Here is a 24,937-nt window from a genome sequence, read left to right as displayed (position 1 = left end):
CTAAAGGCTCTTCTGCGCTACCGAATCTCTCTCGTTTTTCAGTGGGGCAAAAGTAGTACGTTTTCCCCTCTACTTCCAAATATATTTAACATTATGTTTAAATTTAATTCATATTCATCGGTAACTCGCTGAATTCATGTGAGAAAAATTTTGGCAATGTTGACTGATGGATACTGACTATAGAATGTAGGGCGATGGATGATCGATGATCGATGATTGTGTGGGAGATTGAGAAATTATCTATGGGATTGTAAAGCTTACAGTGCTGCTGCCCTAGCCCCGATAGAAACGGCATCCTTTTTTAGATTCCACAGGCAACGCAGAGACTATCTAAAAAAGATACAGTGCATAGCGGGTAAAAGCTCCTAGAGAAAAGAAAGCAAGAGTTGTTTTTAAAGAAATTTTAATGAAGCCGTAGAAAATTCGCTTCTAATTAAAGTATCGTTTGATGAGCATCTTATATATATAGTAGCCTAGAAGGCAACCGATAGTGTCAGCAACGATGTCTAAGGTTTCCATAGATCTGCCGAGACCCATTTCCTCTTGAAGGATTTCTGTAAGGAATGCATAGATAAGGATGATCTGAAAAAAGTAAGAGAACCTAATTCTTGGTAGAGCCGCCATAAACGAAAAACCAAGCATTGCAAATATTCCTAAGTGCAAAAATTTGTCGATGCCATTGAACATAAAGAAGTATTCATGGTTTTCTACTCCCGGACGCAGGAGCATATAAGTAAGAAATGCCCAATAAATGGGCAGTATCTTAATAAATATGTTTGAAATCTTATCCAATGATTGCCTGATATTCTTCAGCAGAAAGCAATTCTGACTGATCTGCACCGTCAGCAATCTCTAATTTGATAATCCATCCGTTTCCGTAAGGTTCAGTGTTTAGTAATTCCGGCTGATCTTCTAAAGCAGCGTTGAATTCAATCACTTTTCCTGAAATAGGTAAGAACAGATCTGAAACTGTTTTTACAGCTTCCACACTTCCGAAAACGTCTCCTCCATTGATGTCATCATCTACAGTATCTACATCTACGTAAACGATATCTCCCAACTCTCCCTGTGCAAAGTCTGTAATCCCAATCGTAGCGATGTTACCTTCGATCTTTACCCACTCGTGATCTTTAGTGTACTTTAATTCTGATGGTGTGTTCATTTTTATTTTTTATTTAATAGTGACAAATTTATTCAAAATAGAGATATGCTCAAAGAAAATAAATGATTATTTAATAAGCTTGAAGATTGGAGCCTGGAGAAGGAATTTTGCTTGCTCGGAAATGCATCTTGAATATTAATAAAGAGCATTGCTTATACAAGTGTCGCTACCTTGTTTATTATTTGTTTTAAAATATAACCGAACTGCTATATACAATAAAAAATCCCCTTCTACTGTGAGAAAGGGATTGTTTTGATTTCATCTTTATTATAGGCCTCCGGAATCACCAAAAGTAAAGGTTGCAGAAAGACCTGCTCTGATGGTTGATAATGGGAATGCCGTTGATATTTTATATTTTGAGGTCATCTGCTCGTAGAATACTCTTAAATTTAAGTTTTCTGAAACATTGTAATCAGCAGACAATTTAATGTTCATTAATTTCTGACCACCTGTCACCTGCGAATCATCTAATAAAATATTCATAATACTTGTACGGCTGTCTCTCAAAGATATATCTCCTCTGATGTTAAGATCACTTCCTTTTCCTCTTCCACCTCTCGTGTTGGTCATATTGCCTAATCTGAAGTTTCTTACGATATAGCCTAATCTGACAACATATTCTGTATTTGAATCTTCGGTCAAAGTATGGTTTACCAATCCTAACAATAAAGTTCTCATCCGGTTATACTGCAAACCAAATTGCATATTGTTTCTCATGGTAACGTCGATTCCTATAAGTGGTGCAAAAGCTTCTACATAACCTACCTGGGCAAAAGTATAAGGATTGATGTAATCGTCATTCACATCTCGTCCCGTACTTGCAGGATCTACTGTGGTGTTGAAATAATCGATACTTGACTGTATACCTGTTGCCGTATATGTTGCGTTGTAGCTGTGCAGAATATCAAACTTGGTGAATTGCCCACTGATCATCGGTATATTTTTTAAACCTGAATAGATGATTCTCCAGTTTGGAAGAGGCATGCCTGCTTTTTTCGGATTTCCGATTGACTTAGCTCCTTTTCCCTCAACTGCTGCACGGAATGCAGGAATTAAAACATAGGCATTTGTAATACTGTGACCATCCGTAAACCCATCTGTTCCTATTGTTCCACCTAACTGCTGGGAAATCATTCTTGCATTTTGTCTGATCGATTCGTATACTGCCTGTCCGTTTTGGAATGCCGTATTGGTTATGATCACTGAGTTTGAGTAGCTCACCATATCATTGGCAAAGGTTAAATTCGGATTAGAGAAACCATCAGTATCCCGGAAATTGAAACCGGTCTGTGAGAAGTTTCTGTTATACGTCTGCAAGACATTAAAATCAATTCTAAAATCATTCACCGGCATCATCTGTAAATTTGCACGGAGTTCCCTCGTCGACATTTTCACATAAGGATCAATCATAAATTCTGAATCACTCACCCAGCCATTTTCGATGACTGTACGTCTGATGTCTGCCTGAGATCCTAAAAGGAAACCAACTGTTGGCCCTCCTAAAGTCTGCCCATAACCATATCCGTTGGGTGCTGATAACAATCCCGGTAGAACTGTACCGTTGTTCTCAGAATAATTAACATCTAACTGTTTGAATGAAGTCAATACAAATGCTGCATTCTGCAAAATAGACAGCTTATTTTTAAACTTATAGCTTTTAAATTTATATCTTTTTTTATCCCAAGCCTGAGTGTAAGCATTATTTAAGGAATCCATTTCCTGCTTACGTTTCTGGAGTGTGGTTGACATTTTTTTGAAATACCCAAACTGACCAAAGAACTTAGGAATATCGGCTGTTGCCGTAGCCTGAATGATATTGGTATTTTGACCAATGGATCCTAAGCTTCCGTCCGGACTTGACAGTAAAGCAGTAGACCTAGCATTCCAGTTGTAAGTAAAGCCATATTGAAGTTCTGCATCAATAAAGTCTAAATATGGGATAAGCTGGAACGGGAGTTTATAGTTTAGCTGAACTCTGTGATTATACAAAACCGGTCTACCTGCTCTGAACATGTTCCCGAAAATGGAAGAATTATCCATTGTATTAACATCTACATTATCATTCAGCGTTCTTGTAAGAGAGTTGATTTCCAGTTTTAAAGATTTGGTAAAATTAAATCCTAAACCATACTGCCATCCGAAGTAGAAGTTTCTGTTTTTGATTGCCGCAAAGTCATCCCCTAAGTTTCCGCTTAAAATAGCATCAATATTTCTAAATTCAAGCTCGTTATAATTTCTGTCTAATTCTGTTCTGAAAGACAATCTTGTTGGAACCGGATTAAAATTAAACTCTTTGATCCATCTCAAATACTTCGTTGACTTGGCAGTATCGCTAATCATTTTGTTAAACGGTTTAATCACCCAAGGTTTGAAGGTATAGTTATAATCTAAGAATCCTCTTAAATATTGTCTGTAGTTTCTTTTGGTATAAATATCTCTGTAGAAATCATCATTATAAACCGCAGTTAGTGAAAGGTTTTCTACATCGTAGAATTTAGGTTTACTGTTTTCCTTTACTCTTTCCTTGTGCATATTCACAACACCTAAGCTTCTTTGCTGCGTGTAGGTTCTTGCTACTTTTTTCAGTTCTTCTTTATTATTGGCTTTGCTGAATTCTACATCGGTATCTAAAGGATTGTATTTCGGATCTTCGATTGTTTGTGAGTAAGAATAGTTCACCGGAATTTTCACTCCAGTTTTTTCAGGCAAGAATTTATCTACATTCACCTGGGTATTGACACTGAAGGCTGACTGTGTAGACTGATTTCTTTCTGCCGGTTTAGAATCTATATTTCCGAAACCTACCGAAGTATAAGAACCGCTTGCATTCACAACGGCAAAATCACCAAGGTTGAAATTTAAACTTGCATTTCCTGCATAACCTCCATCATTTTCAATTTCAGAGAGACGGATTTCGTTGACCCAGAGAATAACATTATTAGGACCACTCGGCGCTCTTGGATCACTTGTGTTTCGTACCCCAACCATGATGGTGGTAATGTTCCCCAATGAAGGTCTACCTTTTATAAATATTTTTTTGTTGGAGTCTCCAAACTGAGCATCAGCTCTTCTTTCTGTAATTGAAGTCGGAAAACTTTTATCTCTTCTTAATTTAGCATCTACAAAATCCTGAACATTAAGATCAACATCATTTTCCATAGGCCAAATTTCTAATGGAGCTGTTGCGGTATTTGCTGTAAACTTTACTGAAGCTTCGTACTCATAATAATTATCAGTCGCATCACTACCAAGACGGATAAAGAATTTTGTATCCGGATCATAATCTGATGTCCTTGGTGAATCTAAATTTTCACCATGTACAAAAAGCTTAAGTTTTTTGTATCTTCTCATATCAAGCGCTGTATTTTTAAATACACCTTTCGCTTCAGTTCTGATATTTTTAGCTTTCAGATAAAGTGAAGACTCATTCTGTCTTTGTGCACCGGCATTTCCACTTAAAACCTGTCTGTCAATTCCAGGAGGCAGTACATATGGTGGCTGATTCAGTGCGTTCTCTTCAATATTTACACTTCCCACTTCCAATTCACTGGACGTTACTCCACCTGTACCTTCTTGAGGTCCTGTTACCGTAGGACTTGCAATTAAATTAGGATATCTTCTCCAGTCTGATCTTACCAAATCTAAAGTACCGAATCTTAAAGTAGAAGCCTGCTCGAATCCTGTCATTAACAATCTTGCAAATCTTACATTATTAAGTACTGAAGGATCTTGATCTCCACCTAAAGATGTGTCTAAATCTGAAACAGGAATTCTGAATAAATACCACTTAACTTCGTCACTTTGTCCATTTTGGAAAGTGGCAGTGACAATTTTTTCATCAACAACATAATTACTGGTTCCAGATTCTAAACTTGTTTTATCTAAATTAACTACATATTCATTGTAGTTTTCACTTTGATCTAAGTTATAGTCTCTGTTGATATCTTCTGCATCCGGAGTTTGTGAAGCTACTTCCAAAGAGTTACTTTGAGAGTTACCTTCCGGGCCTCTGAAATATTTGTATCGCTGAACGATTGAAGCTGCCTGACTTCCTGTGAATTTTTCAGACATGTAGAAAACAAAATCATCAACTGCAGGGTCAGTAAGATTCAATACAGGGTTTACAAATGTACTCGTCGGGAATTTTAAACCTTCCTGATTTGAATTTAAACCATCATAACCTGCATCCTGAATCGTACGGTCTTCACCTTCACTCGAAAATGCATACAAAATAGGCGGCTGTTTTGGCTGAGTTCCCCAGTTTGAACTAGATGTAGATGAAGTTTGTGCCGGTGTTGGCAATCCGTTTTCATACTGCATCATTCCATCTTTCAAAATATCTTCACTTACGTTTCCTAACTGAAGTAAAAGTTTAGGGTTTGTTCCTAAATTGTTTCCGTCAGCATAGGGATCCATCATCCAGAATTCTACATACTCAATATTTGAATTGACAAAATTGGAAACCTGAATCGGTCTCATAATTCCTGCCCATCTTTGAAGTGGTGTTTCTGCATTAGGATTCACATTATAAGGTCCTTTCTCTGTCGGATAATAAGAAATATCAAAAGTGTTGGTAAACGTCTGTTCACCTGCCACAAAATCTCTGTTATTAAAAATCTCCGAAAGCTGAACTCTTCTTGAGGCATGGTTGGAAACCGACTGTGCAGTAATTCCTGCCGGAGCTTTTCCTCCTACTCCCCAGAATCTAGGGTCAATATTGTACCATGACAACAAACCTCTACCGTAACCGTTGGTTACATTATCGTTGGCTCCTGCTCCCGCAAAAATAGGATTCGTCTGGTTTTTTTCAGGTTTTGATGCTAAACTCCATGCTGCAGGTTCTTTTAATGAAATTTTTGAAGTAGTCTGTTCAAAATCATCAATGTACGACTGATCGTTTGTTCCTTTATTGATTCCCGGAAGTAAATAAGCTCCTTCCATTTTGAAATTTAAATTGGATGGTGCTTCCGTATTGATCCCAGGAATTTTATCCGTTAATCTTGTCAAGAAAGGCAGCTGATTGTTGTACATCATATTGATGCCCGCCATGGTGTTGTTAACAGCTTCCTGACCGTAGTTTACTTTTTGGGTCAACGGAGATTCAGAATAATTAATCACTGTTCCCCCAAAAATAAAGTTGTCGCTAACTCTTCTTTCAAGATTTAAACCTAAAAATCTTTTTCTCTGGGTATTAAAAGTTAGCTGATTCTCTAATGAGATATTAATTGCCTGTCCGGACTGTTTTACGTTTTCATTAATAATAGTTACCGTTCCCAGCATATAATCTACGGTATAGTCGACACCTTCTGTCAGCTGTACTCCATTTGCCGCAACTTTTACGGAACCCTGAGGAACATTCACCGCACCTAAAGAAATCCCCTGACCTTGCGATCCTTTGTAACGACCTTCCATCGTATATCGTTGGGCCAAATTGCTGGATGTTGCCACCTGCTTCTGCTGAGTATATAAATCTGTAAAGACATATTGAGGGTCATTACCTACTAAACCTGCCATGTAACTTCCGAAAGGCTCCACTTTGGTATAAATTAGTTTGCCTAATTCCGGGCGAATGGTGATTCCATTGACAAAATCGAAAACTCCATCACCTAAGGTACCTCCATTGTTTTGTAAATCACCGTTTACATTCAGACGATCCCAGTTTAATAATTTCAATAAATTGGTATTCTGAACCGGTGTATTTGGAAGGTAGTTTACTTTACCACCTGTTTTTGCATCTCTGTAATAAATATTTAAAATAAAACCATCCTGATCAACTTGGCCGGCATCCAATGCATAAATATTTTTCATCATCAATTTCCACATTGGTGATGTTGTTTTTACATTGGTATTTGGTTTCAGAACCTTAGTCACCAAAACCGGACTTTCCTCAGAAAACTCTCCAACTTTATAGACTTGGTTGGTTCCATTGACGGTATAAGAATAAGAAACTGCCAAAAGCTGATTCTCATTTAATCTCTGATTTAATGAAATATACCCTAACTGTGGATGAAAGGTAAACTCAGTGCTGGTAAGTCTTCTTGCCTTTCTGTTGAAGATAAACTGTTCTCCGTCTGCATATGCTTCTGTACCACCTGCAGCATTAGGAAGAACCTGCCCCACAATTGTATTATAGGCAGAATTCACATCCCGCAAGCCTGCGCCCAAACCTGTAACGGCAGAATAGATACCATTTTGCGAGTTATCCGGTAGGCCAGAGGCGCCGTCTCCCAAATCTCGCACACCTACGATGCTTTTTTGATATGCCAAATTTGAATTTCCCTGATCTAAAACCCACACCTCCATTCTGCTGATGTTGATTTTTGAATTAATCTGAGGATAATTCAGCAATGCATTATCATAATTATTAAGAAAATAATGGCCTATAAAATAATGCTGATTGTCTTCATAGTCAATTGCGTTTACTTTGAAAGTATTCATTACGCCACCGCCCTGTACAACGATATTTCTGGCTTCACCCTGCTGTTGAGAAAGGACAACCGTTCCGAAAGTTTTTCCCAATTGAAATTCGGTTTTCACCCCGAAAAGTGATTCCGAACCACGGATTAAACTTGTTGAAAGCGGCATATTTACATTACCAAATTCAACTCTTTTGATAATCTTGTCTTCACCTCCTGCGCTTGGCTTGTTCACATCCCCCAAACCTTTTGTCTGAAGATCTTTCCAAGTACCTTTTGCCTGCCAAACCAAATTCATTCTATTCTCGAATGCGAAACCGCTTTGTGTATCGTAATTGGCTTTTAACTGAAGGTTTTCACCAACTTTTCCAATTAAACCAAGCTGAATTCTCTGGTCGATATCAAAAGTGAAACTGGTTCTGTTTTGAGGTAAAATTAATGGGTTATCAATTTTCTGATACAAACCTGCAAAATCAAAAGAGGCATATCCTGAAGGAATAATTTCAATTTTATTGCTTCCGAAAATGCTCTCAAAAAGTCTGTTATTGATGGTAAGTGAAGGAATCAAACCTTTTCTCTGCGCTTCAGACGTATCTTTTCTGTAAAGTAAACTATACCTTTCAGATTTGTCTTTGTAATACAATCTCGCTTGCTGAGCCTCCATGAATTCTTTATAATCTTCCGGAGACATTGCGGTCGGCTGACCAACTACCGTATTGCCTATTTTAGGATATACATAGTACATCCCGGTTTTGATATCGTAGTAGCCTTCGTAATAAGTAGGATCAGTAACTTTATAATCCCTTTTTATTGAAAACGCTTCAGGATTTACCTGTCCAAATACATTTATCGATAAAAATAAAAATGACAGGAGCGAACATATCTTGAGAAACCTATTATTTTTCACCAAAAGTTAAATATTTTTTAATATTTGTTTTACCAATTCTTCAACAGAAATCTCCGGATCCTGTTTAATGATACGATCTGCAATCTTCTCACTCATTCTCTTAGAAATTCCTAAAACTTCTAATGCAGATAACGCTTCATCCTTGCTTTTATTATTTGCCAGCACAGAATTATTTTCTTCTATACTGCCGAATTTCTGCACCTTATCTTTCAAATCAACAATGATTCTTTCCGCTGTTTTTGTTCCCAAACCTTTTGCTTTCTGAATAACGGCACTGTTTTTGGAAAGTATAGCGGTAGCAATCTCAGAAAGACTTAAAGTTGACAGTAAAATTAATGCTGATACAGCTCCAACACCGTTAACACTTATTAAGAGATTAAACATTTCTTTTTCGGAACGGGTATTAAAACCGAACAGCAGATGTGCGTCTTCACGTATAATTTGTTGGATAAAGAGCATGGTCTCCTGATTCAAAGTCAGGGTTTGCGAAGTCATTAAACTGATGCCCACATAATACCCAATGCCATTGACATTGACTACCACATAAGTCGGTGTAAGCTCCTGAACAATTCCTTGTAAAGAAAATATCATCATTAATTTTTATAACTTCCAAATATAGTAATTTAAACTAAGTAATAAATTCATTTAACACAAGAATGATATTTAACTTTTTTTGTCATTGCAAAGACAATGATTTAACTAAAAAAACAAAAAACTCCAAAAATGGATTTGACTAAAATCGCAAATCCGCCATGAAAATAAATGCGGGCAGAATTTTTAGAATTCTGCCCGCATCGTATAAATTTTTTTTTGATAAGATTTCATCCTACCCTTTACCAAGTCGTTCCTTCGTAATTTTTTACTTTTTACTTTTCACTTCTCTTCTCTGCGCATCCAAAACGGCAACCGTTGCCAAATTAACAATCTCATCAACGCTTGAACGCATCTGTAAAACGTGAACGGGCTGTTTCAGTCCCATCAAAATTGGACCAATCACCTGTGCAACCTTCATCCCTCTGATTATTTTGTAGGATAAATTGGCAGATTCAAGATTCGGGAAAATGAATGTGTTTGCCGGAGTTGTTCCTAATTTTGAGAATGGGTAATCACTCAAATGATCTGCATTCATCGCAAAATCAGGTTGAATTTCTCCATCAACAATCATTTTCGGGAATTTCTCGTGGAGAATACTTACCGCTTTTGCCACTTTTTTCGACGTATCAGAAATCGCTGAAAAGTTTTCAAAACCAAGCATTGCAATTCTTGGTTCGATTGCAAAAGATTTCACTGTGTGTTCTGCCATTTTAGCAATATTCACCAAATCTTCAGCGGTAGGATTTTGATTGATCGAAGTATCTGCGAAGAAAATTGGTTTCTTTTCTGACAAGATCATCATCATAGCCGCCACTTTTTCAACACCTTTTTCTTTTTCAATCACTTCTAAAACAGGCCTTAAAGTGGAGACATAATTTTTAGAAAAACCAACAATCAAACCGTCTGTATCACCGTGCTTTAACATTAAAGGACCAAAATAATCTCTTTGGCGAACGTATCTTTTCGCTTTGTACTCATTCATCCCTTTTCTCTGACGAAGTTTCCAAAGTGTTTCTCTATATTTTTTTCTGTTTTCTTTTTGGTCATCATCACTAGGATCGATAATCGGCACATCAAGAGTGATTCCGAAACGCTCCATCTGTTCTTTGACGTATTTTTTATCTCCCAATAGGCTTGGGTAAGCAATTCCTTCTTCATAAAGAATTTGTGCAGCTTTCAAAACATTATATTCTTCAGCATTACCCAAAGTAATTCTCTTTGGATTTGCTTTTGCACGGTTTTGCATCATTCTCACCAATTTCTCATCTCTTCCCATTCTGTCGAGAAGCTGAGTTTCGTATTCGTCGAAATCTGCTATGGTCTTTCTTGCAACTCCACTGTCAATTGCTGCTTTTGCCACCGCACTTGACACTTTGGTAATTAATCTGTTGTCAAATGGTTTCGGAATAAAATATTCTCTTCCAAACTGTAAATTCTGAACATTGTAAGCCAAAATTACCGCTTCAGGCACTGGTTCTTTTGCTAAATTAGCAATAGCATGAACGGCTGCCAATTTCATTTCTTCATTAATTCCTTTTGCCTGAACATCTAAAGCACCACGGAAAATATAAGGAAAACCTAGAACATTATTTACTTGGTTAGGATAATCACTTCTTCCTGTCGCCATGATCACATCTTTTCTCGTAGCAAGTGCCAGATCGTAAGCGATCTCAGGATCAGGATTTGATAATGCAAAGACAATAGGATTTTCGCTCATACTGCTCAACATTTCAGGTGTCATTACATTTCCTTTAGACAAACCAATGAAAACATCTGAACCTTTTACAGCATCTTCTAATGTATCGATATCTGTCTGAGCAATAAAATCTATTTTTTCCGGAGTAAGGTTTTCCCTTTTATGATTAATGACTCCTTTACTATCGCACATCAATACATTCTCTCTCTTTAAACCTAAAGAAATGTACAGATTGGTACAAGCAACAGCTGCCGCTCCTGCTCCATTAACCACCATTTTTACTTCTTCAATATTTTTGTTGGCGATCTGAAGTGCATTGATCAATGCTGCTGCAGAAATAATTGCAGTTCCGTGCTGATCATCGTGCATTAATGGAATATCCAATTCCTCTTTTAGTCTCTGTTCGATATAAAAAGCTTCCGGAGCTTTGATGTCTTCAAGGTTGATTCCTCCGAACGTTGGAGCGATACCTTTTACAATCTGAATAAATTTATCTGGATCTTTTTCGTCGATTTCTATATCAAAAACATTGATGTCTGCAAAAATTTTAAACAGAAGCCCCTTACCTTCCATTACAGGCTTTGAAGCTTCGGCACCAATATCACCCAAACCAAGAACCGCTGTTCCGTTTGAGATTACTGCAACCAAATTCCCTTTTCCTGTATAATCATAAACGGTTTCAGGATGATGATGAATTTCCATACACGGTACAGCAACTCCCGGAGAATACGCCAAAGACAAATCTCTCTGTGAAGAGTGAGGCTTAGATGGTATAACTTCTATTTTTCCTTTGGGTTCTGCTTTATGATAATCTAGCGCGGCCTGATTGAAATTTTTTTCGTCGCGTTGAGTTTTATTCGACATAGAATTTTCTGTTTTTTATAGTATATATTTAATATGGTAGTTGACTAAACTTTCGATCGGTTTTTGTACAACTTGTCCCACATTCAATTGAAGTTCTGAAGCTACAGAACGTAGAATATTTTCGTAATAATAAGCAATCGATCCGATAAAATTAATCTCGGATTCTTTAGATTCTTCGTAGGGAAGCACCTGGTATTCGAAGAAATTTTTCATTTCTTCAGAAACCATTTGGATAAAATAAGGATGATCTTTTCTCTCTACCACAAATTTATTAAAATCTGCCAGAAAAGCGTTGGGTCTAGTACTGTGATACATATTTTTCAATGCCTCTTCAACCGTCAAATGATAGGTCTCTTCAAATTCAGCATGAAGATCCTGAGGTAATTTTTGCATAAAGAATCTGCGTACCAATTGTTTTCCAATAGCACTTCCGCTTCCCTCATCACCAATGAGAATACCCAGTGATGGAAGTTTTATCTTTAAATTTTCCCCGTCGAAATAGCACGAGTTCGAACCTGTGCCCATGATGCAAACGATTGCAGGTTTACCATTGTATGCGGCATAAGCGGCTGCGGCCAAATCTTCTCGCACAGTAATTTTAGCATTAATAAAAACTCTCCCCACCTCCTGTTCTACGGTATCGCAGTTTTGCTTCACGCCACAACCTGATCCATAGAAATAAATCTTGGTAATTGAATTTTTTACAGACGTTAAGCTTGTATTTTTTTCAATTTCGGGAACGATCAGTTCTCTGCTGATAAAATTGGGATTAAAACCAATGGTTTCGGTTTTTAGGAAAACATTTTTGAATTCATCTAAAATTACCCAGTCTGATTTTGTAGAACCACTATCAACAATAGCAATCATAATTCTTATTTTAAGAGTGCTAAATTATGAATTTATCTTTAAATAGCCTTTAAAAACAGATAGAGAAACCCTTGTAATGATTAAGCTCAGCTTTTGATTTCAGATTTATTTTGGTTAAACTGTATAAGCCAGTCTTCTATCTCTTTTTCCAGATAGGAAGTCTGCATCACCATAGCATTGATAAAGTCGTCAGGAATAGGTTCTCCCTCTTGATTTTCCAGATTCCAAAGTTCGTCTGACATATTTTCGTACTCTGAAAACACTCTTTTGAAACGTGTATTTTCTTTTTCTAAAGCTTCAATATTTTTTTGCTGAAGCTGAAATTTCCTGTATTTGTTTTGAGATTTCATACAAATAGTTTGATTATTTTAATGTGTAAAATTTGAGCAACCTGTCTCAATCAATTAGTACAAGATAGAAAAACCCTCAACAGAATGAGTTGAAAATGAATTTAGTATCAGGTATATAATGCTTCTTTCTGAAAATTAAATTTAGAAATTATTTTTACACGAAAAAAAAAATTAACAACTTTTTTCACTGTTTAACATATAGTTATAAATTTGCACATTACTAAAATACATGAGAGAACTATTACTACGCCACAAACAAGTCCTGTTTTTCATCATCGCCGGCGGACTGAGTGCCGTGGTAGAAATTGGGAGTTTTAAGATTTTCAGCTCTTATCTTCCCCAGATTTTTTCTCAGGAACAGAATTTTCATGGTGTACATTTCCCGTTCAGTAACATTTTCTCGACGAGTTGGGGAATTTTAACCAATTATTTCCTCAGTATCTGGTTTGTTTTCGAAAGAGGGAAGCATTCTAAAAAAAGAGAGTTCGTTTATTTTATGGGCGTTTCTTTTTTTTCTACACTATTAAGTTTATTTTTCTTCCAGATATTCTACAGTTTTATATTTAAAGACAATATTGATTTAATTTTTTATACCTTGAGTCCGGAAATGATCAGTAAAATAGCAGCTATTCTGTTGGTTTCTGTTCTGAATTATTCGGTGAAGAAAAAAGTAATTTTTAACGGTTGATTTGTGGTAAAGATTTTAAATTATCTCTGGAGATTTTGGTTAGTGGTTTTGGCATTTTTGCTAACAATCCTATTAGGTTTACCTGTATATCTGTTTTCTCTTAATAAAAAAACATATAAATACGCTTATATTTTCATCAGAATCTGGTGCTATGGAGTTTTCTACGGAATGGGTATGAGATACGAACTCATCAATTTGACCGATAAAAAAATCGATAAAAACACACAGTACGTTGTTATTTCCAATCACACTTCCATCATGGACATCATGCTTCCATGCATTTTGTTTCCAAATCATCCGCTTTGCTACGTTGGAAAAAAAGAACTGGTGAAAATTCCAATTTTCGGAACTATTTATAAAAGAATCTGCGTGATGGTTGATAGAAGCAGCCCCCGGAGCCGCGCTGATGTTTACCGCAGATGCGCAGAAAAAATGGAAGAAGGCAACAGTATTGTACTCTTCCCTGAAGGTGGTGTTCCCGATGACACTTCTATTGTTCTCGATCAATTTAAAGACGGCGCATTTACTTTATCTTCTAAGCATCATTCGCCAATCGCAATATTTACTTTCATAGGCTTGAAAGAAATGTTTCCGTTTGATCATTCTAAAGGTTTCCCTGGAAAAGTAAAGGTTTACTTCAACGATATCCTTGAACCAACAGATTTTCCGAAAGATTTAAAATTGTCTTCATTTGAGACAATAAAAAAAACGTTAACACAGCGCAGTTAATCAAAGAAAAAAATTATATTTGTTGTTAAGATTTTTTAAAAACAAATATGTCTAAAACAACTCAACCAACTAATTACCCCGCACTCTATACACTTATACTGGTGTTTTTTTTCTGGGGATTCATTGCGGCAGGGAACAGTATTTTCATTCCGTTCTGTAAAAACTATTTTTCACTCGACCAGTTTCAGTCACAGCTGATCGATTTCGCATTTTATACAGCCTATTTTCTCGGTGCATTATTCCTTTTTATTGCGAGTACTATAAAAGGTATTGACATTATTGGAAAATGGGGTTACAAAAAAAGTATTGTATATGGGCTTCTGCTCTCGGCCATTGGTGCTGCCATCATGATTATTGCGGTAAAAAGCAATGTATATTACGGAATGTTGATCGGTTTATTTGTCGTAGCATTAGGTTTTTCTATTCAGCAGACTGCTGCTAACCCTTTCGCCGTACTTTTAGGTGATCCTAAAACAGGAACTAGCCGACAGAATCTGGCTGGAGGTGTCAACTCTTTTGGTACTTCCATCGGTCCAATTATCGTAGGTCTTGCTCTTTTCGGAACAACAGCTACAGTGGATGATGACCAGATTAAGCATTTAGCTTTAGATAAAGTTATTTTACTATACACAGCAGTCGGAGCATTATTTTTAATTGCTGCCGGAATTTTTCATTTTTCTAAAAAGTTGCCAGCAGGAATTTCTACAGAGCCAATGGAGAAAGCAGGTAAGGCTAGAAAGAATTTGATTGCAATGACTGTCTTGGTCATCCTTTGTTTCATTCCTGTGTTTGCGAGTTATAATTCTGATGCTGCGAAGAAGATCGAGGTTATAAACACTGAGTTAGCGACTTTAGACAACAGTAAAAAAGCAGAAACTGATGCAGCTACAATCGAAACAATTCAAAAAAACATAGATACTAAAAAAGTAGAGTTACAAGAAGTAAAACACCCATTGGAAAAAACAAGAATGTACTATTTAGGTGGTGCCTTACTTGCGGTGGTTTTATGTTTGGTTTACGCCAATACAAGTTCTAAGAAAAATCCGGAAGGCTGGGGAGCTATGAAATATCCACAACTTGTTTTGGGGATGCTTGCGATCTTAGCTTATGTCGGGGTTGAAGTAGCCATTGGAAGTAATTTGGGTGAACTTTTAAGTCTACCCGAATTTGGAGGACATCAGTCTTCAGATTTGGCACCTTATATTTCTATGTATTGGGGAAGTTTGATGATCGGGAGATGGACAGGCGCCATCAGTGTTTTCAACCTTAACAAACAGCAGCAGATGATTGCGACGATTATTGTTCCGTTCATTGCATTCTTTGTAATTATTGGAATTAATATGATTGCGCAGAAAGACATGTCACATTTATATTATTATGCAATCTGCATCGTAATTCAAGTGATTTTGTTCTTAGCTAGTAAAAACAAGCCGGCATTAACTTTAATTATCTTTGGATTATTCGGAGTAACTGCAATGATTGTAGGTCTTCTAACCACAGGAAACATTGCGATTTACGCATTCCTTTCAGGAGGTTTGGCTTGTAGTATCATGTGGCCTTCGATTTTTACTTTGGCAATTACAGGATTAGGAAAATATACTGCTCAAGGTTCAGCATTTTTAGTAATGATGATTTTGGGTGGAGGAATTATTCCACCGCTTCAAGGTAAATTATCTGATATTATTGGAATTCACAGCTCGTATATCATACCAGTATTATGTTTCGCTTATATTACGGTTTTTGCTTATATGGCAAGAAAAGCTTTGAGTAATCAGGGAATTAATGTTGACGTTTTAGAATCTGAAGGTGCACATTAATCAATTAAAAATATATCAAAAAAAGAGATTTTGGGCAGCTATTTTAGTTGTCCAAATTCTTTTGTTCTATATTTTCTCAAAACTGAGAATAATGATTTCTGCGTTTGAAAGTTTTTTCGAGGTTCAGAGAAAGATTCATCAGATACTTTTCTCACGAGTTCCTTTTTCGTTTGGAGATCTATTGTACATTCTATTGGGAATTTCACTTTTTTATTTTATCACTAGGTGGTTTAGGAAAGAAACAAGAAGTGCCTCTTTTTTAAAGATTTTAATATTAGCAAATATTCTCTACTTTACCTATCAGATTTTTTGGGGAATGCTTTATTTCCAGAAGCCTATTATTACAAAACTTCCAGAGACTGAAATCACCCTAGAAAAGAGAAAAAACTTAGCTTTAAAATACTTGGAAAAATGCAAGCAGACAAGAATGATTGTAAAAGAAAATCAACAAGGGGTTTTCGTTGTTTCAGACATCAAGAATATTCAGTCGGAAATTTTGAATCGTCAGACAAAACTGCCGACATTTATCTCAGATAAAAAAGCAGAGCAGATCAATTCATTTAAACCTAGTATATTTAAAAATATCATGAGTTTTACAGGCATTTTGGGGTACTACAATCCTTTCACCGCAGAAGCTCAATATAACCCCGAATTACCATCTTCATATTTGCCTTTTACTTTGGCTCATGAAAGCGCACATCAGCTAGGTTTTGCCCGCGAACAGGAAGCTAATTTTATTGGATATTTAATTGGGGTCAATTCATCAAATTCTGAACTCAGATACAGCACGCAATATTTTACTTTAAAAAGTCTGTTGAACTCAATCGTTTACGACGATGAAAAATTTGTTGAATATATTATTAAAAATTATTCTGCTGGTATGAAACGGGACCGAGCGTACGAAAAGCAATTTGTTTTTCAGCATCAAGGATGGCTTAATGAGTTTTTTGGGTTTACAAATAATCTTTTTTTAAAGAGCAACCAGCAGGAAGGCTCTGTTACCTATTCTTATTTCATTGATCTTTTAGTGAGATACGAGAAGTAAAAAAAAAGAATCGTATCAGGCGATACGATTCTAAAAACACAAATGATGAAAAAAAATTTATTACCTTGACTTGTTCCCTCATTCAAGGCTCTGTAAAAGTACAATAATATTTGTTATTTCAAAACTTCAGTATCTACATTTATTTAATTTTAAGAAAAATTATAACTTTTTAAGTTTTCTATCGGTATGATCGTATTCGACTGATTTACTAATTGAAGGCCATTTTCATATTTGAAAAAACACCAAATTTAATTGAAATTTCTTACTAGATAAAACCTTTAAAGAAGTATTGCATTCAATGTTTAAATTTCAAAAATAAGAATCGATTTTGCTTTTTTTGAAAATCCATTTATTAGAGTGTAAACAATTTGTTATTGAGTATATCTGGCATAATAAACCACTCAAAAAAGTCTCAATATTCTAATTGAGCATCCCAAATGTATCTGTAAAAAGAAAACAGAGAAAATAGTCTTTCAAATTCATTCTTTAGATCATATCAGATTTTTTGAATAGTGTAAAGTTTTGTATTGATCAGAAAAAAAATTAAACCGAAATTCACAGTCAACCATGGACAAACTTTTTAGAACCTGATGAGAGAAGTTTGTAATGTCTGTTTCTCTTAGATTTAAAATTTTCTAATTTTAGAAAGAGAGTAATTAACTATACTCATTAAAAAAAACAAACCCCTATAAAATAGGGGTTTTATTGTAGCGAAGACGGGAATTGAACCCGTGACCTCAGGGTTATGAATCCTGCGCTCTAACCAACTGAGCTACCTCGCCGTTTTGGTGGTGCAAATATATAAAATATTTGACTTTTACCAAAATTATTTTGCATTTAAATATGTCAAAACATCACCTACATGGTCTGGCTTACTGATAATCTTGTTGTTAGCATCCAAAATAAAATAGCTAGGGGTGGCATGTACATTATAAGTTTCGGTATATGAACTGTTCCATCCTCTCAATTCAGAATCGTTGATCCATGGGAAAGCTGCAATTTTCTTGGTATAAGAATCTTTGTCAGAATCTAGAGACAGTGCGATAACCTGAATATTTTTAGCTTTAAGCTCATTGTATTTTTCCAAAAGTTTTGGAAGCTCAGTTTCGCAATGTGAGCATGTAGAAGACCAAAAAACAATCACTTTCTTTTCTGCTTTTACGTCTGCTATAGATTTAGCAGTTGTATTAACGGCCGATTGAAATTTATAGCTTGGAAATACAGCGCCAATTTCTACATTCGCATTTGATTTCAGGGTAGAAGCCAGACGATCAGTAATGGTACATTTAAGATTTTTTGCAAGCGATAAATACTTATTCTTAAACTCGGTCATTTCATAGACATCAAAAATATCTATTAATTCAGACAAAACAGTTTGGCCACGAGGAGTTTCTACCTTAAGCCTATCTAATAATTTATCTACAGACTGCGCAACATTAGTATTACCTCCATTGTTAAGATAAGCCACTAAAATAGGTCTTACCAGTGAAGATGATTCCAGCATATCATTTGATTTATCAAAAAAATCTACAACTTGATCCTGACTTACTTTTTTTGCAGCATCATTTGAAAGAAATTTAGTATAATTGGTGTTGTAATAAGCGACAAAAGGATGTTTAGCTTGGTCTATTGTACTATTTCCTGACAGCTTCCCCATCTCTGTAATGAGAGCCTTTCCAAACTCTGTATTATCCTTATAGTATTCTTTAATTTGAGCTAAAGCTGGTAAAATAAGTTCTTTTTTTTGAGAATACTCCTGAATGTTATTCATGAGTTCATTAGCTTCATCCAAGTAGATAACATTTGTGACTTTATTTCCTTGAGTTTCCAATTTAATATTCACATTTTTATTTTCAGAAATAAAGCTGATACTGTTATTGGTATTCGGAAAATAAACCTTCATCATCCCCGAATAGTTTTTTGGATATTTAAAAGCCCATGAATTGTTCTTATTTTGTTCTTTAGTAACAATAATATCTTTCGAACCACTGAGAGTGTATAAAATAGCTTCCTGCTCCTTAAAATCTGCCGGTGTCTGAATACTTACAGAAAACTGTGCTTGCAGAGAAAATGCCAATAACATTCCCGATAATATAAATATCTTTTTCATTATGTAAAAATAAAAAAACTCCCTGACTAATCAGAGAGTTTAAAATATTTTAATAAAATTTTTATATTTTTTTTGCTTTGTATTTCTTGGCAAAATACAAAATAAAAACTATCCCGATTATACCTAAAACATAGACATACATATCAATTGGTGAGGTTGGATTACAATTAAAACAAGGAGCTCCCGGACCATTTGATTGGGCATTTGCTACACTGAAAAATACTAAAAATAGAGTAAATAGTACTTTTTTTATAAGAAATCTCATCATTTTTCGAGGTTATTTAATTAGTATTTTAGTATTAACTATTGTTCCGTCGTTTCCTACAACTCTCACAACATATCCAGCTTTAATCCCTGAGTCTAATCTAATTACGAAATCTGAATCTGTTTTGATAGACTTTCCTGAAATTACAAGCTTACCACTTGTATCGAAAACTTCTACAGAAGCAGATTTCCATTCTGGATCAAATCTTACTATATAATTATTAATATTAGGATTAAATGTTACTAAAGTTCTAGATGCTGGTTTAACTTCATTAGTATTCAGAACAACATTCTGTGGAGTTCCATAGTATAAACCAAAATTAGAACTGTTTACAGGGATAACCGCTCCTTGTGTCGCTTGAACAGCTTGTCCGGTTCCTATCGTATAGTAAAATCCGGTTCCACCAGAAAGCATATGTGTTCCAGTAGGAATGAGGTTGGTATCGTCTCTAATCTCAAATTTCAGAGATGCTACATTCGAACCAAATACATTCATATCTATTCTTTTACCCAGATAATTTGTTTCATTAGCCTCATTGATGTATAATCTGTAAGTAGAAGCATAATTCTGATCAATTCCTCCTGCAGCAGTTTCCTCAAAAGTTTGAATGATTGACGAATTATTAGTCATCGCCTGAACTGAACTTAAACTTGGATTTGCAAAGTTCCCTGTACCAAAATGAGGAGCTACCACATAGTATGTTTCACCTATTTGATTTCCGTTGGCATCTAAAGCCAACACACCTAATTGCTTAATTGCGCTTGCATTCTTTGCCGCAGTTACACCATAGGATGTTCCCTCAGCCCTTGGAGTATTGCTGAATCTTCTCAAATTATCAAAATCCATTGTTTGGGCAGTATTGTCTCTAAGTTTTATCTTAAAGGTACTTAATGGATTTATAATTAAAGTATTAAAATTTCCTAATGGTTTATGGGAAACAGGGTCAAAATTCACAACTTGAGTCGATGCATAACCTGATCCAGTTCCTGCAGTTGGATTATAAACAACACTTTCAGGATTTGCAACGATACCCCAAATATTTGTCAATGCATTATTATCAGTAGTTGCACCGGGCTCAACCCATCCTATAAACGATAAATCTAAATTTGTTAAGTAAGGGTTTGAGAACTGATATGTATATTTACCAAACGTAGTAGATGTACTCCACGGTGTAGTGTTATCGAATGTATCAAAAATATAGGTATTATATTTCTCCTGATAAATATTAAGATTATTTCCTAAAGTACCGAAATTAACTGTTACCAAGTTAGGATTTAAACTCACTCTACCTCCATTTGATAGACCATCAGCAAATGGTGCACCTTTTAATGTATGTAAGAGTTCTGGGTTCATACCTAAGCCAGTTCCTACTGCATAATATGCAGTTCTGTCCGTAGGAACAGTTGGCGTATTTAAATTCACTGTAATGCCAGGAGTTGTTGCACTCGTAATGGGAGAAGTAGGGATAATTGAACCATCCCATCTCAGATTAGTATTACTCCATTTCAGAACTTCTCTGTTACTCCATCTGTTTTCGGTCAAACTACCACCCATTTCTGTACTCAGACTAGCAAATGTTTTACCATTAAACGGCATTCCGATCTGCTGATATACACCATGTTTAGTAACAGCATACTCTTTATCTACAGATCCTGTAATATTGTTCTGTGGAATACCTGTAATGTACAGCTGACCATACGTAGAGGTAACAGGTGTAGCGACTTGGTTTAATCTTACAATTACATTCGTGGGATTAGGAGTTCCAGCAGTAGCAAGTGTTCTTACGACGTCAGTAGAATTATTTCCTACTACCATCATATTTCCATGAAGATCAATCACTCCATTTCCTCTTGACTGCATACCTCCACCATTATAGACTAAGGTACCTTCACTTACGTACATTTTAGCTGTGTCATCTACATGAAGTAGAACGGTCTGCGCCTGAACAGAACCAACAATAGCTAAAAGTCCAACAGCTAATAAATTTTTTTTCATTGTATATTATTTTTTGTATTAATACAACCGTCACTTACAAAGATATAATTTTTTTTCAAAAAAAAACATTAAACTTATTTAGTAATCAAAATATTATCGTCTTTTAATATGATTTCCTCATCTTCACCAATTGAGAACATGTAGTCTTCTAATACTTTTTCAGTAGTTCCTCTTAGCCCTCTTGCACCCAATCCTTTTTCCATTGTTTCGTCTACAATTTTCTCAATTGCACTCTCGGTGAAGATCAATTTAGTACCATCCATCTTGAAAAGTTCTACAAATTGATTCGTTATTGAGTTTTTAGGTTCCGTCATGATTCTCACCATTGTTTCTTTCGTCAATTTCTCTAAATAAGTAATGATTGGAAACCTTCCGAGAAGCTCAGGAATCAATCCAAAAGTACGAAGATCAATTGCATTAATATTTGTCAACACATAATCATCTTCTCCCACTTTATTGATTTTTTCCGAGCTAAAACCAATTGCCTGCTTGTTCATTCTTCTTTCAATGATTTCCTTGATTCCATCAAAAGCGCCACCTGCGATGAAAAGAATGTTTTGTGTATTCACCTGAATATATTTCTGGTCAGGGTGTTTTCTTCCTCCTTGAGGTGGGACATTTACAATGCTTCCTTCTAAAAGTTTCAGCAAACCTTGCTGCACTCCTTCCCCTGATACATCTCTTGTAATGCTTGGGTTATCAGATTTTCTAGCAATCTTATCTATTTCATCAATAAAAACAATTCCTTTTTCTGCTTTTTCTACGTCGTAATCTGCTACCATCAGAAGTCGTGAAAGAATACTTTCAACATCTTCACCTACATATCCTGCTTCTGTCAAAATGGTTGCATCAACAATGCAGAAAGGAACATTGAGTTCTTTAGCAATCGTTTTCGCCAATAAAGTTTTACCTGTACCAGTCTCACCAATCATGATGATATTTGACTTCTCCAATTCGACCTCTCTGTTTTCGTCTTTAGCGTGAAGCAGTCTTTTATAATGATTGTAAACAGCAATTGACAACTGCTTTTTAGCCTGATCCTGACCAATCACATACTGATCAAGAAATTCTTTTATTTGTTTTGGTTTCTTAAGTTCTTCGATAGTTTCTGCAGGAGAATATCCTGTAGGAGAAACCGTATCTTTTACGATAGAATGTGCCTGCTCGATGCAGTTTTCGCATATAAATCCGTTCTGTCCCGAGATCAACATTTGCACTTCATTTCTTTTCTTGCCACAGAAAGAACATAGGTTTGCATTCATTTTATTTTAAATATAATTAAAGAAAATCGTAAAAAATTTCTTTTTTACGATTTTTCTCCTGTTTTGTTAAGAATTAATTATTGACTTTTGAATTTCTGTATATTCTTCTACAGACAATTTAAGCCGCTCGTTTTTAAAGTTCATATCCTCTATCTTATTAAGAGGAATCAGATGGATATGAGCATGCGGAACTTCAAGCCCCACCACGGCAACCCCTACTCTTATGCAAGGAATTGCATTTTTCACTTTTTTCGCCACTGTTTGGGCAAAACTCCAAAGGTTTTTATACTCTTCACTATCCAAATCAAAAATCAAATCGACTTCTTTTTTTGGAACAACCAAAGTATGGCCTTTCACAAGTGGCATTGCATCTAAAAAAGCAACAAAATCATCATTTTCTGCTATTTTATATGCAGTAATTTCGTCATTAATGATTTTTGTAAATATTGAGCTCATTTTAAATAAGAATTATAAATTTTGAGTTTTTAATCAAGTGTGATTTCCAATACTTCGAAAGATAATTTATTTCCGTTTGGCAACACGATTTCTGCTGTCTCGCCGATTACTTTTCCCAGTAAACCTTTTGCAATAGGTGTATTTACAGATATTTTACCGGTTTTCAGATCACTCTCGTTGTCTGGTACCAATTTAAAAACCTGTTCCTTTTTAGTATCATTATTCATCAACCTTACTGTCGTTAAAATAGAAACTTTTGAAGTATCAAGCTGAGTTTCATCAATCACTTTAGAAGTCGTAACAATATCTTTTAGTTTAGAAATTCTCATTTCCAACATTCCCTGTGCTTCTTTGGCTGCATCGTATTCTGCATTTTCAGACAAATCCCCCTTATCTCTTGCCTCTGCAATCTGTTGAGTGATTTTTGGTCTCTCTATCTTCTCCAATTGCTCAAGCTCGGCTTTCATTTTCTCTAATCCTTCCTTAGTTACATAGCTTGCCATAATTTTTTAAATTTAGTTTTAGTATAAAAAAATAATCCGACATTTGTCGGACAATGTTTTTGCGTGTTAATCGTTATTGTTTTACAAATATATAAAAATTTATATTGAAATGAAAAAAACTTTCTCAACCATATCATTTTTCATCTTATTGACTTTCAGTTTATTAAACATAAACTCATGTGGCAGCAACCAAGACACAGTAAGCTGTTTTCCTAACTCACCGATAAGTGCCAATCTCAATCTGAACCTCGCAACTTATAATAATTTAAACTACGTAGGGCAACCCGTTTACATCGATGAACAGCAATCCGGAACGCGTGGACTTATTGTAGTGAGAACACAAGATTCGCCTGCATCATTCAAAGTGTATGACCGCAACGCGCCACATCTTTGTCCTGACAACAATACAACTTTAGAAATAAAAGACAATATAAGCATCGTCTGTCCAAAAGACAATGCCACCTGGATATTACTTACCGGTCAACCGACAGCAATCTCATCAGTTCCACCAAAGACATATTTCTGGAATTATGATGCAGCAACAAAAAACCTTACATTATACAATTAGATGAAAGCCGTTATCCAAAGAGTTTCTGAAGCCAGTGTAAAAGTAAATGGAATTACTGTCGGGGAGATCAGCAAAGGTCTTATGTTACTAATCGGTATCGACGAACAAGACGAAAAAACTGACGCCGACTGGTTGATTCAGAAAATTTTACATCTCAGGATTTTTGGGGATGAAAATGAAAAACTCAATCTTTCGGTAAAAGATATTTCGGGAGAAATTCTCTGCATCAGTCAGTTTACCCTAATTGCAGATTACAAAAAAGGAAATCGCCCTTCATTTATCAAAGCTGCAAAGCCCGAAAAGGCAGTCCCACTTTTTGACTACTTTAAAGATGAAATCGTAAAATCAGGTTTGAAAATCGAAAGCGGAATCTTTGGCGCAGACATGAAAGTTTCATTAATAAATGACGGACCGGTAACTATTGTTATGGATTCAATTAGCAAAATTTAACATTCACAGCACTTTTTGGGGAAAATTTAGCTCAATCATTCGTTAATTGAACACATAAAAACATGACTACGGTCGTATTTCACACATTAGTTACAAAAAGTAATAATTGAATTATACGCTTCATAATTCACATTATGAGAAATAATCAATATAATAATCAGTTTTTCTTTGCACAATCGTTAAATTTGGTTAA

General features: G+C 35.5%; 18 protein-coding genes and 1 tRNA gene. 6 read left to right on the top strand and 13 right to left on the bottom strand.

Going from position 1 to position 24,937, the window contains the following annotated elements; genetic code table 11:
* Positions 1–429: 429 nt before the first annotated feature.
* From AR685_RS15785 to AR685_RS15755, 7 genes are all read right to left on the bottom strand, one after another.
* Positions 430–792, bottom strand: coding sequence for a VanZ family protein (locus tag AR685_RS15785; protein ID WP_228376449.1), 363 nt, complete (start codon positions 790–792; stop codon positions 430–432).
* Entirely contained in the window at positions 785–1,162 is a 378-nt protein-coding gene (gene gcvH / locus AR685_RS15780) for a glycine cleavage system protein GcvH (protein WP_047446839.1), read from the bottom strand. Before gcvH ends, AR685_RS15785 begins: the two co-directional genes overlap by 8 nt.
* A gap of 267 nt (positions 1,163–1,429) precedes the next feature.
* The gene (gene sprA / locus AR685_RS15775; RefSeq protein ID WP_059125145.1) at positions 1,430–8,485 is read right to left on the bottom strand and encodes a cell surface protein SprA; all 7,056 of its coding nucleotides are present in this window, start codon (positions 8,483–8,485) and stop codon (positions 1,430–1,432) included.
* Positions 8,486–8,491: 6 nt separating this feature from the next.
* Positions 8,492–9,076: a Holliday junction branch migration protein RuvA gene (gene ruvA, locus AR685_RS15770; protein ID WP_059125144.1), complete on the bottom strand. Its 585-nt coding sequence runs from the start codon at positions 9,074–9,076 to the stop codon at positions 8,492–8,494.
* Between the two features lie 268 nt (positions 9,077–9,344).
* Positions 9,345–11,639: an NADP-dependent malic enzyme gene (locus tag AR685_RS15765; protein WP_059125138.1), complete on the bottom strand. Its 2,295-nt coding sequence runs from the start codon at positions 11,637–11,639 to the stop codon at positions 9,345–9,347.
* 15 nt (positions 11,640–11,654) lie between these two features.
* A complete protein-coding gene (locus AR685_RS15760; RefSeq protein WP_059125137.1) occupies positions 11,655–12,506 on the bottom strand; it encodes a BadF/BadG/BcrA/BcrD ATPase family protein in 852 nt (283 codons plus the stop codon).
* A gap of 86 nt (positions 12,507–12,592) precedes the next feature.
* The gene (locus AR685_RS15755) at positions 12,593–12,856 is read right to left on the bottom strand and encodes a hypothetical protein (RefSeq protein ID WP_047446844.1); all 264 of its coding nucleotides are present in this window, start codon (positions 12,854–12,856) and stop codon (positions 12,593–12,595) included.
* Positions 12,857–13,085: 229 nt separating this feature from the next.
* Here AR685_RS15755 and AR685_RS15750 point away from each other — a divergent pair, with 229 nt between their 5' ends.
* From AR685_RS15750 to AR685_RS15735, 4 genes are all read left to right on the top strand, one after another.
* Positions 13,086–13,544, top strand: coding sequence for a GtrA family protein (locus AR685_RS15750; RefSeq protein ID WP_059125136.1), 459 nt, complete (start codon positions 13,086–13,088; stop codon positions 13,542–13,544).
* Positions 13,545–13,547: 3 nt separating this feature from the next.
* Positions 13,548–14,273, top strand: a complete 726-nt coding sequence (locus AR685_RS15745) for a lysophospholipid acyltransferase family protein (RefSeq protein WP_082671954.1) — start codon at positions 13,548–13,550, stop codon at positions 14,271–14,273.
* A 47-nt stretch (positions 14,274–14,320) separates the two neighbouring features.
* The gene (locus AR685_RS15740) at positions 14,321–16,090 is read left to right on the top strand and encodes a hypothetical protein (RefSeq protein WP_059125135.1); all 1,770 of its coding nucleotides are present in this window, start codon (positions 14,321–14,323) and stop codon (positions 16,088–16,090) included.
* 91 nt (positions 16,091–16,181) lie between these two features.
* The gene (locus AR685_RS15735; RefSeq protein ID WP_228376448.1) at positions 16,182–17,135 is read left to right on the top strand and encodes a DUF3810 domain-containing protein; all 954 of its coding nucleotides are present in this window, start codon (positions 16,182–16,184) and stop codon (positions 17,133–17,135) included.
* 708 nt (positions 17,136–17,843) lie between these two features.
* Here AR685_RS15735 and AR685_RS15730 read toward each other — a convergent pair.
* The 6 genes from AR685_RS15730 to greA all read right to left on the bottom strand — a co-directional run bounded on the left by AR685_RS15730 (position 17,844) and on the right by greA (position 23,726).
* Positions 17,844–17,917 (bottom strand) — tRNA-Met (locus AR685_RS15730).
* A 44-nt stretch (positions 17,918–17,961) separates the two neighbouring features.
* A complete protein-coding gene (locus AR685_RS15725) occupies positions 17,962–19,245 on the bottom strand; it encodes a TlpA family protein disulfide reductase (RefSeq protein WP_059125133.1) in 1,284 nt (427 codons plus the stop codon).
* 277 nt (positions 19,246–19,522) lie between these two features.
* Positions 19,523–21,505, bottom strand: a complete 1,983-nt coding sequence (locus AR685_RS15715; RefSeq protein WP_059125132.1) for a T9SS type A sorting domain-containing protein — start codon at positions 21,503–21,505, stop codon at positions 19,523–19,525.
* A 74-nt stretch (positions 21,506–21,579) separates the two neighbouring features.
* Complete coding sequence (gene clpX / locus AR685_RS15710; RefSeq protein WP_059125131.1) at positions 21,580–22,767, bottom strand: ATP-dependent Clp protease ATP-binding subunit ClpX; 1,188 nt, start codon at positions 22,765–22,767, stop codon at positions 21,580–21,582.
* 66 nt (positions 22,768–22,833) lie between these two features.
* The gene (locus AR685_RS15705; protein WP_059125130.1) at positions 22,834–23,223 is read right to left on the bottom strand and encodes an HIT family protein; all 390 of its coding nucleotides are present in this window, start codon (positions 23,221–23,223) and stop codon (positions 22,834–22,836) included.
* Positions 23,224–23,252: 29 nt separating this feature from the next.
* Positions 23,253–23,726: a transcription elongation factor GreA gene (gene greA, locus AR685_RS15700; RefSeq protein ID WP_047446862.1), complete on the bottom strand. Its 474-nt coding sequence runs from the start codon at positions 23,724–23,726 to the stop codon at positions 23,253–23,255.
* Between the two features lie 109 nt (positions 23,727–23,835).
* Here greA and AR685_RS15695 point away from each other — a divergent pair, with 109 nt between their 5' ends.
* Together AR685_RS15695 and dtd are read left to right on the top strand one after the other, a co-directional pair.
* The gene (locus AR685_RS15695; protein ID WP_047447122.1) at positions 23,836–24,294 is read left to right on the top strand and encodes a hypothetical protein; all 459 of its coding nucleotides are present in this window, start codon (positions 23,836–23,838) and stop codon (positions 24,292–24,294) included.
* A complete protein-coding gene (gene dtd, locus AR685_RS15690) occupies positions 24,295–24,744 on the top strand; it encodes a D-aminoacyl-tRNA deacylase (RefSeq protein ID WP_059125129.1) in 450 nt (149 codons plus the stop codon). It abuts the gene before it with no gap.
* Positions 24,745–24,937: the final 193 nt, after the last annotated feature.

Origin of the sequence: Chryseobacterium sp. JAH, from assembly GCF_001507335.1 — a bacterium.
GTDB lineage: Bacteria > Bacteroidota > Bacteroidia > Flavobacteriales > Weeksellaceae > Chryseobacterium.
Note: the sequence above shows the minus strand (reverse complement) of the source record. Positions and strands in the feature narration are given on the sequence as shown.

Coding starts and splice junctions, on each gene's coding strand:
- clpX (WP_059125131.1), bottom strand. CDS start 22,767: ATGAATGCAAACCTATGTTCTTTCTGTGGCAAGAAAAGAAATGAAGTG.
- AR685_RS15725 (WP_059125133.1), bottom strand. CDS start 19,245: ATGAAAAAGATATTTATATTATCGGGAATGTTATTGGCATTTTCTCTG.
- ruvA (WP_059125144.1), bottom strand. CDS start 9,076: ATGATATTTTCTTTACAAGGAATTGTTCAGGAGCTTACACCGACTTAT.
- AR685_RS15705 (WP_059125130.1), bottom strand. CDS start 23,223: ATGAGCTCAATATTTACAAAAATCATTAATGACGAAATTACTGCATAT.
- AR685_RS15755 (WP_047446844.1), bottom strand. CDS start 12,856: ATGAAATCTCAAAACAAATACAGGAAATTTCAGCTTCAGCAAAAAAAT.
- AR685_RS15750 (WP_059125136.1), top strand. CDS start 13,086: ATGAGAGAACTATTACTACGCCACAAACAAGTCCTGTTTTTCATCATC.
- AR685_RS15740 (WP_059125135.1), top strand. CDS start 14,321: ATGTCTAAAACAACTCAACCAACTAATTACCCCGCACTCTATACACTT.
- greA (WP_047446862.1), bottom strand. CDS start 23,726: ATGGCAAGCTATGTAACTAAGGAAGGATTAGAGAAAATGAAAGCCGAG.
- AR685_RS15760 (WP_059125137.1), bottom strand. CDS start 12,506: ATGATTGCTATTGTTGATAGTGGTTCTACAAAATCAGACTGGGTAATT.
- AR685_RS15715 (WP_059125132.1), bottom strand. CDS start 21,505: ATGAAAAAAAATTTATTAGCTGTTGGACTTTTAGCTATTGTTGGTTCT.
- gcvH (WP_047446839.1), bottom strand. CDS start 1,162: ATGAACACACCATCAGAATTAAAGTACACTAAAGATCACGAGTGGGTA.
- AR685_RS15765 (WP_059125138.1), bottom strand. CDS start 11,639: ATGTCGAATAAAACTCAACGCGACGAAAAAAATTTCAATCAGGCCGCG.
- AR685_RS15735 (WP_228376448.1), top strand. CDS start 16,182: ATGATTTCTGCGTTTGAAAGTTTTTTCGAGGTTCAGAGAAAGATTCAT.
- AR685_RS15695 (WP_047447122.1), top strand. CDS start 23,836: ATGAAAAAAACTTTCTCAACCATATCATTTTTCATCTTATTGACTTTC.
- dtd (WP_059125129.1), top strand. CDS start 24,295: ATGAAAGCCGTTATCCAAAGAGTTTCTGAAGCCAGTGTAAAAGTAAAT.